The sequence below is a fragment of the Streptomyces sp. 8K308 genome (genome assembly GCF_004348315.1).
Taxonomy (GTDB): domain Bacteria; phylum Actinomycetota; class Actinomycetes; order Streptomycetales; family Streptomycetaceae; genus Streptomyces.
Genome location: NZ_SMKC01000280.1, coordinates 1 through 9,436 on the forward strand (window position 1 = coordinate 1; position 9,436 = coordinate 9,436).

Here is a 9,436-nt window from a genome sequence, read left to right on the forward strand (position 1 = left end):
GCGGGTGGGTGGGGAACGAACCCCGCGCGGAGCGACGGCGCGCGGCGCCGCACCTCGCCGCCCCGCCCCGCGCGGAGCGCCAGCGCGGCGGCGTGGCGAGGCGCTGAGGCCGCCAGGCCGGAATCGCGGAGCGGCCCGCCCCCGCACGGTCATAGGATTGGGGCCGCAAACCCAGCCCGCGACGAGCAAGAGGATCGCCACATGCCTGGCATCACGCGCGAGGAGGTCGCCCACCTCGCCCGGCTGGCGCGTCTGGAGCTGACCGACGAGGAGCTCGACCACTTCGCCGGACAGCTCGACGACATCATCGGCGCGGTCGCCCGCGTCGCCGATGTCGCCGCCGAGGACGTTCCGCCGACCTCCCACCCGCTGCCGCTCACCAACGTGATGCGCCCCGACGAGGTCAGGCCGAGCCTGACCCCGCAGCAGGCGCTCTCCGGTGCCCCCGCGCACGAGCAGCAGCGTTTCAAGGTGCCGCAGATCCTGGGGGAGGAGTGACCACCGTGGCCGATCTGATCCGTCTCACCGCCGCCGAGTTGGCCGCCCGCGTCGCCGCCGGCGACGTCAGCGCCGTCGAGGTCGCCGAGGCTCACCTCGCGCGGATCGACGCCGTCGACGAGAAGGTGCACGCCTTCCTGCACGTGGACCGCGAGGGCGCGCTCGCCCAGGCCCGTGCCGTGGACGAGAAGCGGGCCAACGGCGAGCCGCTCGGCCCGCTGGCCGGCGTGCCGCTCGCGCTCAAGGACATCTTCACCACCGAGGGCGTGCCCACCACCGTCGGGTCGAAGATCCTCGAGGGCTGGATCCCGCCCTACGACGCGACCGTGACGAAGCGTCTGAAGGCCGCCGGCGTCGTCATCCTCGGCAAGACCAACATGGACGAGTTCGCCATGGGTTCGTCCACCGAGAACAGCGCCTTCGGCCCGACCGGCAACCCGTGGGACCTGACGAGGATCCCCGGCGGCTCCGGCGGCGGGTCCGCGGCCTCGCTCGCCTCGTTCCAGGCCCCGCTCGCCATCGGCACCGACACCGGCGGCTCGATCCGCCAGCCGGCGGCCGTCACCGGCACGGTCGGCGTCAAGCCGACCTACGGCGGCGTCTCCCGCTACGGCATGGTGGCCTTCTCGTCCTCCCTCGACCAGGGCGGGCCCTGCGCCCGCACCGTGCTCGACGCCGCGCTGCTGCACGAGGTGATCGCCGGCCACGACCCGCTCGACTCGACGTCGATCGACGCGTCCGTGCCGCCGGTCGTCGAGGCCGCCCGCACCGGCTCGGTGGCCGGCCTGCGGGTGGGCGTGGTCCGGGAGTTCCGTGGCGAGGGCTTCCAGCAGGGCGTGCTGAACCGCTTCGACGAGTCCGTCGAACTGCTGCGCGGGCTCGGTGCCACGATCGTGGAGCTGTCCTGCCCCTCGTTCGACAAGGCGCTCGCCGCGTACTACCTGATCGCGCCGTCCGAGTGCTCGTCGAACCTGGCCCGGTTCGACGCCATGCGCTACGGCCTGCGCGTCGGGGACGACGGCACCAGGTCGGCCGAGGAGGTCACCTCACTCACCCGCGAGTCCGGCTTCGGCCCCGAGGTGAAGCGACGGATCATGCTGGGCACCTACGCCCTGTCCTCCGGCTACTACGACGCCTACTACGGCAGCGCCCAGAAGGTGCGCACCCTGGTCGCCCGCGACTTCGACCGGGCCTTCGCGCAGGTGGACGTCGTGGTGTCGCCGACCACCCCGACCACCGCGTTCCCGATCGGGGAGCGGGTAGACGACCCGATGGCGATGTACCTCGCCGACCTGTGCACCATCCCGGTGAACCTGGCCGGCAACGCCGCGATGTCCCTGCCCTGCGGTCTGGCCGACGAGGACGGGCTTCCGGTGGGTCTTCAGATCATCGCTCCGGCGCTGGCCGACGATCGGTTGTACCGCGTCGGAGCGGCGGTGGAGGCCGAGTTCCAGGCACGCTGGGGACATCCGATCCTGGAGGAGGCACCCGCGCTATGAGCATCGGCAAGAAGAAGCCGAAGTCCAAGGCCAGCACCTACCTGTCCATCGGCACCACGCTGTTCGGCGTGGTCAGCGTCTCCCGCCAGCTGCGCGAGGCCCGCAGCGAGGGCGACAAGCTCAGGCTCGCCGACGCCCTCGTCTCGGCCGCCTCGATCGTCACCGGCGTCGCGCTGCTCGCCCGCGAGCTGCGCAGGATGGCGCGGGACGAGGGCGACGTCCTCGCCGACGAGCGCGACTGAGCCGCGGTACGCCACGCACGCATCCGGAAGGTACTTCTCCCGTGACCGTCACTGACCTGGTGTCGTACGAGGACGCGCTCGCGTCCTACGACCCCGTCATGGGCCTCGAGGTCCATGTCGAGCTCGGCACCAAGACCAAGATGTTCTGCGGCTGCGCCACCACGCTGGGCGCGGAGCCCAACTCGCAGACCTGTCCCACCTGCCTCGGCCTGCCGGGCTCGCTGCCGGTCGTCAACGCGACCGGCGTCGAGTCCGCCGTTCGGATCGGTCTCGCCCTCAACTGCGAGATCGCCGAATGGTGCCGCTTCGCCCGGAAGAACTACTTCTATCCGGACATGCCGAAGAACTTCCAGACCTCCCAGTACGACGAGCCCATCGCGTTCGACGGCTACCTGGACGTCCAGCTGGCCGACGGCGAGGTCTTCCGGGTCGGCATCGAGCGCGCCCACATGGAGGAGGACACCGGCAAGTCCACCCACATCGGCGGCGCGACCGGGCGCATCCACGGCGCCCGGCACTCGCTGCTCGACTACAACCGGGCCGGCATCCCGCTGATCGAGATCGTCACCAAGCCGATCGTCGGCGCCGGCGACCGCGCTCCCGAGGTGGCCCGCGCCTACGTCGCCGAGCTGCGCGAGCTCATCAGGGCCCTCGGCGTCTCCGAGGCCCGGATGGAGATGGGCCAGCTGCGCTGCGACGTCAACGTGTCACTCCGCCCACACGGCCAGGAGGCCTTCGGCACCCGCAGTGAGACCAAGAACGTCAACTCGCTGCGCAGCGTGGAGCGCGCCGTCAGGTTCGAGATCCAGCGGCACGCGGCCGTGCTCGGCGACGGTGGCACGATCGTGCAGGAGACCCGCCACTTCCACGAGGACAACGGCACCACCACCTCGGGCCGGGTCAAGGAGGAGGCGGAGGACTACCGCTACTTCCCCGAGCCCGACCTGGTGCCGATCGCCCCCGAACGCGAGTGGGTGGAGCGGCTGCGCGCCGAGCTGCCCGAGACCCCGCTGGCCAGGCGGAACCGGCTGCGCGATGAGTGGGGCGTCTCGGCGCACGAGATGCAGTCGGTGCTCAACGCGGGCGCGGTCGAGCCGATCGTCGCCACCATCGAGGCCGGTGCCGACGCGGCCGCGGCCCGCAAGTGGTGGCTCGGCGAGCTCGCCCGCCGGGCAAACGAGCAGGGCGTCGAGCTCGCCTCGCTGCCGATCACCCCGGCGCAGGTGGCGAGGGTTGCGACGCTGGTGGCCGCCGGCGAGCTCAACGACAAGCTGGGCCGGCAGGTCATTGACGGCGTGCTGGCGGGCGAGGGCGATCCCGACGTGATCGTCGAGCAGCGCGGGCTGCGCATCGTCAAGGACGAGGGCGCGCTCGGCGCCGCCGTCGACGAGGCGATCGCCGCCAATCCGGCCGTCGCGGACAAGGTGCGGGGCGGCAAGACGGCGGCGGCCGGCGCGCTGGTCGGCGCGGTGATGAAGGCCACCAGGGGGCAGGCCGACGCGGCCAGGGCCCGCGAGCTGATCCTGGAGCGGCTCGGCGTCACCGAGTAAGGCAGCTCCGCCGCGTCTGAGGCGGAGCGAGGCCGTGTCTAAGGCCCCCGGCGTGCGCCGGGGGCCTTCGCACTAAGCGCGTGGGCGGCAGGGAACGCGGCGATCGCCCGATGCGCGCGGGACCCCTGGGAGAGGAGCGTTGGGGCTGCTGGCAGGCAGCGGAATCCCAGGGAGGGAACCAGGATGACCGGACTCGAGCAGCTGCTCGGGCAGGAGCTCCATCGACAGCGCGCCGCCGACCTCGAGCGGGCGGCCGAGGAACAGCGGGCGTCCCGGGCAGCCAGGGCCGCCCGTGACGAGGAACGGCGCACCGGGGAGGCGGGTGAGCCGGCGTCCGCCCGGGGCACGGGGCGCCGGGGTCGGATCGCGGTGGCGTGAGCGTCGGGCCGGCGGTCGGGGCTCTGCCCGTGGCGATAAGCGGTACCGGGCCGTCGGTCCGGCATGCCATTCTCGGTGCTGTGGAGAGCCGTCGGGTCAGTCCCGTTTTCGTGGGCCGCGCGAGCGAGTTGGCCGAGCTGACGGCCGGCCTCGCCCGCGCCGGGCGCGGCGAGCCACAGGCGTTCGTGATCGGCGGCGAGGCCGGCATCGGCAAGTCGCGCCTGCTGGACGAGGTGCTGGCGGCGGCCAGGGCCGCCGGCGCCGTCACGGCGGTCGGCTCCTGCGTCGAGCTCGGCGCGGACGGCCTGCCGTTCGCGCCGGTGGCCGCCGTGCTGCGCTCGCTGCACCGGCAGCTGGGGCCTCGGCTGGCCGAGGCGGCGACCGGGCAGCTCGGGGAGCTGGCCCGGCTGCTGCCCGAGCTCGGCGAGGAGGCACGCCCGGCCTCGGGGGACACCCTTGACCGGGTGCGGCTCTTCGAGCTGACGGCCCGGCTGCTCGAGCGGCTGGCCACCGACCGGTGTCTCGTGGTGGCCGTCGAGGACCTGCACTGGTCGGACCGCTCCACCCGGGAGCTCCTCGGCTACCTGTTCCGCTCGGTGCAGCGCAGCCGCCTCGTGTTGCTCGCCACCTACCGCGCCGACGACCTGCACCGTCGCCACCCGCTGCGGCCGTTCCTCGCGGAGCTCGACCGGCTGCGCTCGGTCCGGCGGATCGAGCTGTCCCGGCTGAGCGACGCCGAGGTGGCGGCGCAGATGGCCGGGATCACGGGCGGGACGCCGGAGCCGGCGCTGGCCCGCTCGGTGTTCGAGCGCTCGGAGGGCAACCCGTTCTTCGTCGAGGAGCTGACGGCCAACGGCGGCGCCGGGCGTGGCCTCAGCGAGTCCCTGCGCGACCTGCTGCTGGTGCGGGTCGAGGCGCTGCCCGAGGTGGTTCAGGAGCTGCTGCGGGTCGTGGCGGAGGCGGGCTCGTCCGTGGAGCACGCGCTGCTCGCCGAGGTGGCGGGGTTGCCGGAGCCTGAGCTGCTCGCCGCGCTGCGGGCCGCCGTCGGGACGTACCTGCTGGTGCCCACGGAGGACGGCGACGGCTACCGCTTCCGGCATGCGCTGATGCGCGAGGCCGTGGTGGACGACCTGCTGCCGGGCGAGCGGGCCAGGCTCAACCGCCGCTTCGCGGAGGCGTTGGAGGCCGAGCGCGGCCTGGTGCCGGCTGGTGAGCGGGCGGCCCGTCTCGCGAGCTACTGGTTCCACGCCGGGGACGGCGCCAAGGCGCTCCCCGCGGTGCTGGCGGCGGCGACGGCGGCCGGCCGACGCTACGCCTACGCGGAGCAGCTGCGGCTGCTCGAGCGCGCGCTCGAGCTGTGGGACTCGGCGCCGGAGCCGGTGCTCGCCGGGCTGCGTCCCGTGGAGCCGATCTGGGCCTACCCGGATGCCGAGGCGCCCGGCCGGGCGGTGGACCAGCCCGATTTGCTGGCCGAGGCCACCATGGCCGCGGTGCTCGCGGAGGAGAAGGACCGGGTGCTCGCGCTCAGCAGGCGCGCCCTGCGGGTGCTCGACGCCCGCGCCGATCCGCTGCGCGCCGCCTGGTTCTGGCTCCAGCGCTCCCGGGCGCGGGGCGGCCTCGGGCGGAGCGACGGGCAGGCCGAGCTCGACCGGGCCAGGGAGCTGGTCCAGGGCCTGGCTCCCTCGGTGGTGCACGCGCAGATCCTGGCCCAGGTCGCGGCCCGCAACACGTTGGACCTGCCGAGCCCCGAGGTCTTCGAGACGGCGGAGCGCGCGGTCGAGATGGCCCGCCTGGTGGGCGCGGAGCGCACCGAGCTGTACGCGCGGTTCACCCGGGGGTGCCTGCTGGCGGACTCCGGGGACGTGACCGGTGGGCTGGCCGAGATGAGCGCGGTGATCGAGCGGGTGATCGAGGGCGGCGACGTCAACCTGATGTCCCGCTCGCTGGTCAACTACGCGGCCACGCTGGGCGAGGTCGGCGAGTTCCAGCGGGCGAGCGAGGCCGTGGCGCGCGGCATGGTGATCGCCCGCCGCTACGACCTGGAGGACACCGTGGGCTGGCTCGCGGCCAACCAGACCGAGGCGCTGATCGCGCTCGGCCGCTGGCCGGAGGCGGAGGCGGCCGCCGCCTCCGCCCTCCGCCAGGCGCGCGACCCCAGGCCGCGCGCCGGCGCCCGGCTCGCCGCCGCACACCTGGCGCTGCTGAGGGGGGAGGTGGCCGCGGCCCGGCGCGGCCTGGCCGCCGTCCGCGCGGAGATCGACACCCCGGACCTCAACCCGAGGATGGCCGTGAGCCTGGCCCGGGTCGAGGTCGAGCTGGCCGTGGCCGAGGGCCGGATCGCGGACGTCAGGGCGACGCTTCGGGCCGCGATGGCGGGCGGCTTCCCGCCCCTCACGGCCTACCACGGCTGGGAGGTGTTCCTCGCGGCGGCCACCGTCGAGGCCGAGAGCCGGGGGCTGCCGGCGGCCGCCGAGGGCCGGCCCGCCGCCGTGGCCGCGATCAGGGACGCGATGACGTTCGCGCCCCGCGCGATACCGGTGTGGGCGGCGCTCGGACACCTGGTCGACGCCCAGTTGAAGCGGGCCGAGGGCCGGCCGGCGGAGGCCCGCTGGGCGGAGGCGGTCGAGGCGCTCGAACCGTTCCAGCTGCCCCACCACCTGGCCGTGGCCCGGCTCGGCTGGGCCGAGGCGCTGCTGTCCGAGGGCGGCGCCGAGGCGCGGGAGCTGGCCGTGGAGCCGCTGCGCCAGGCTGGGGAGACCGCCCTCGCGCTGGAGGCCGCGCCGCTGCGCGAGCGGGTGGCGCGGCTGGCGGCCAGGGCCGGGCTCTCGCTGCTGCCGCCGGAGCCGGCCGAGCCCCCCGCCCCGGCCGACTCCTTCAACCTCACCCGCCGCGAGCGGGACGTGCTGGCCCTGGTGGCCCTCGGCCGCAGCAACCGGCAGATCGCCGAGGAACTGTTCATCTCGCCGAAGACGGCCAGCGTGCACGTCTCCAACATCCTGGCGAAGCTCGCGGTCTCGGGCCGGGGCGAGGCGGCGGCCCTGGCCCACCGGCTCCGTCTCGTGCCGGTGCCGGTCGAGCGCTGAGCGCTCCGCTGGAAGTGGCGCGCTGTGTCGTCGATCGGCCGCCGCACCGTCGTGGCTGGTCGCGCCACGTGGCGGAGCCTCCCAACGCTACGGCCCGCGCCCTCTTCAGGGCGCGGCGAACCGCGGCGGACCTCACCCGACCTGTTGAGTCGCGTGGGTGGGCGCGGCGGCGGTCGGCGCCGCCGCCGCGCCCGGTGGGGGGTGGCGGTCCTCAGGCCGTCGCCACGCAGGAGCCGAGCGTGGGCGCGGTCCAGTTGCCGTTGGCCATCACGGTGAAGCCGAAGCTGGTCGAGCCGCCCGCTGACAGCGCGCCGTTGCCGTTGGGCCGCATCGTCAGCACGGTTCCGCTGCTGTCCCAGGTGGGGGAGCCGTGCCAGGTGGTCGACACTCGCTGGGGGGAGTGCACGGTCACGGTCGCCGTCCAGCCGCTGATGGGCGCGGAGCCGGCTGTCACGGTGACCTGACCGTTGAACCGGTCGCCCCAGCGTTGGGTCTCCGTGTAGGTCAGCGTGCAGCCGGCGGCGCCGCCTCCGCCGCCGGAGGCGTTGAGCGCGTTCAGCACCGCCGTGTACGCCGGCTTCTTGTTGTAGTTGCCGTCGAACAGCAGCGGGGTGTCGCTGGCCCGCCACGAGTACTTGTCCGTGACGCCCCACACCGTGATGCCGGTGCAGCGGGAGACGGCCAGGCAGGCGTTCACCACCCGGGAGTAGCTGTTGGCCTGGGCGGTGCCCGAGCCTGCGATGTCGAGCTCGGTGATCTGCACCTCGACGCCGAGGTCGGCGAACCGCTGCAGGTTGGCCTGGAAGTCGCTGGGCACCGGCGAGGCGCTGTTGAAGTGCGACTGGAAGCCGACGCAGTCGATCGGCACGCCGCGCGCCCTGAAGTCGCGCACCATGTTGTAGACCGCGTTGCTCTTCGCGTTGACGCCGTCGGTGTTGTAGTCGTTGTAGCAGAGCTTGGCGTTGGGGTCGGCGGCCCTGGCGGTGCGGAACGCCTCCTCGATGTAGCCGTTCCCGAGCCGGTCCTGGAAGGGCGAGCTGCGCCGGGCGCCGCTGTTGCCGTCCTGGAACGCCTCGTTGACCACGTCCCATGAGTCGATCTGGCCCCGGTAGCGGCCCATCACCTGGTTGATGTGGTTGTTCATCGCGGCCCTGAGGTCGTTGGCGTTCAGGCCGCCGACCCAGCTCGGCAGCTGCGAGTGCCAGACCAGGGTGTGGCCGCGGACCCGCATGCCCCGGGAGCGGGCGTGGTTCACGATCTGGTCGGCGGCGCCGAAGGTGAACGAGTTGCGGGTGCGCTCGGTGGCGTCCCACTTCATCTCGTTCTCGGCCGTGACGCTGTTGAACTCGGTGTTCAGCGTGGACGCGTAGGCGGCCTCGCCGAGCCGGTTGGCGGCCACCGCGGTGCCGAAGTAGCGGCCGCGCTCGGCCGCCGAGGCGCCCAGTGTGGTGGCGGCGTCGGCGGTGTTCGGCAGGGCGATGAGGCCTGCCGCCGCGAGGAGGCCGGCGGTGGCCACGACCAGCGCGCGCCTGGCGCGTGACCACGAGCTGCGTAAGGTGCCTGAAGACGGGCTGATCATTGCTACCCCTCGGTCGGTGGATGGGTCTACTGCCGCGGCTGTAGGAGCCGCGCTCGGGTCCCGGAGAGCGACGGCGCCATGGCGTGAGGCAACGATCGAACGGGAGTATGCGCCCGCTGAGGCCCACCGTCAACGGATCCTTCCGGAATATTTCCGAGTGGGATCACGGTCGATCGGCGTCTCTAGATCACCAATGACCTGCGATGAAGCGTGTTCGACGATTCACCGCAGGTCACGCGGTGAGTGCCGAGCCTCCGAAAATTTTCAGTGACTGCTCCGGAAAGCTCCGAGCCTGCCGTCGGGCCGCCTAAGGCCCCCTGGGCGCCCCGGAACCGGCGCCTAAGGACCCGGGGGTGCGGCGACTTCCGCAAGGTGCCCGATGCGGCGGCCCCTCCTTGGCGAGGAGTGTGGAGGCATCGCGAACGAGCGACAGCACACCGAAGCGGAGAACGCGCCATGTACCACGAACTGCACGCCGTCCGGACCAGGATCGAGGAACTGCACCGGGAGGCGGCCAGGGAACGCCTGGCCAACGAGGCCCGCCGGGGTGCCGCTGCCCAGGCCCGCCTCGCCTCCCAGGAACAAGACCCCGAGGGGCGGGTGAGCC

Annotated in this window: 7 protein-coding genes; 6 read left to right on the forward strand and 1 reads right to left on the reverse strand. The window is 73.5% G+C overall.

The genetic code is table 11. The annotated features are described in order from the left end of the window. The first annotated feature begins 201 nt into the window (after positions 1-201). From gatC to E1265_RS40430, 6 genes are all read left to right on the forward strand, one after another. A complete protein-coding gene (gatC, locus tag E1265_RS28045; protein WP_132933790.1) occupies positions 202-498 on the forward strand; it encodes an Asp-tRNA(Asn)/Glu-tRNA(Gln) amidotransferase subunit GatC in 297 nt (98 codons plus the stop codon). Positions 499-503: 5 nt separating this feature from the next. Next, entirely contained in the window at positions 504-1,997 is a 1,494-nt protein-coding gene (gene gatA, locus E1265_RS28050; RefSeq protein WP_132933791.1) for an Asp-tRNA(Asn)/Glu-tRNA(Gln) amidotransferase subunit GatA, read from the forward strand. Continuing rightward, positions 1,994-2,239: a hypothetical protein gene (locus E1265_RS28055; protein WP_132933792.1), complete on the forward strand. Its 246-nt coding sequence runs from the start codon at positions 1,994-1,996 to the stop codon at positions 2,237-2,239. The genes gatA and E1265_RS28055 overlap by 4 nt, the downstream gene beginning before the upstream one ends. A 41-nt stretch (positions 2,240-2,280) precedes the next feature. Further along, positions 2,281-3,789: an Asp-tRNA(Asn)/Glu-tRNA(Gln) amidotransferase subunit GatB gene (gene gatB, locus E1265_RS28060; protein WP_132933793.1), complete on the forward strand. Its 1,509-nt coding sequence runs from the start codon at positions 2,281-2,283 to the stop codon at positions 3,787-3,789. A gap of 183 nt (positions 3,790-3,972) precedes the next feature. After that, complete coding sequence (locus E1265_RS28065) at positions 3,973-4,167, forward strand: hypothetical protein (protein ID WP_132933794.1); 195 nt, start codon at positions 3,973-3,975, stop codon at positions 4,165-4,167. 110 nt (positions 4,168-4,277) lie between these two features. Continuing rightward, a complete protein-coding gene (locus tag E1265_RS40430) occupies positions 4,278-7,250 on the forward strand; it encodes a helix-turn-helix transcriptional regulator (RefSeq protein WP_279571470.1) in 2,973 nt (990 codons plus the stop codon). 211 nt (positions 7,251-7,461) lie between these two features. On the opposite strand, the gene E1265_RS28075 is transcribed toward E1265_RS40430, so the two are convergent. Beyond that, entirely contained in the window at positions 7,462-8,829 is a 1,368-nt protein-coding gene (locus E1265_RS28075) for an endo-1,4-beta-xylanase (RefSeq protein WP_132933795.1), read from the reverse strand. Positions 8,830-9,436: the final 607 nt, after the last annotated feature.

Bases quoted from the DNA above. Each gene is read 5' to 3' on its own strand.
- gatC (WP_132933790.1), top strand. From the start codon at position 202: ATGCCTGGCATCACGCGCGAGGAGGTCGCCCACCTCGCCCGGCTGGCG.
- E1265_RS28055 (WP_132933792.1), top strand. From the start codon at position 1,994: ATGAGCATCGGCAAGAAGAAGCCGAAGTCCAAGGCCAGCACCTACCTG.
- E1265_RS28065 (WP_132933794.1), top strand. From the start codon at position 3,973: ATGACCGGACTCGAGCAGCTGCTCGGGCAGGAGCTCCATCGACAGCGC.
- E1265_RS28075 (WP_132933795.1), bottom strand. From the start codon at position 8,829: ATGATCAGCCCGTCTTCAGGCACCTTACGCAGCTCGTGGTCACGCGCC.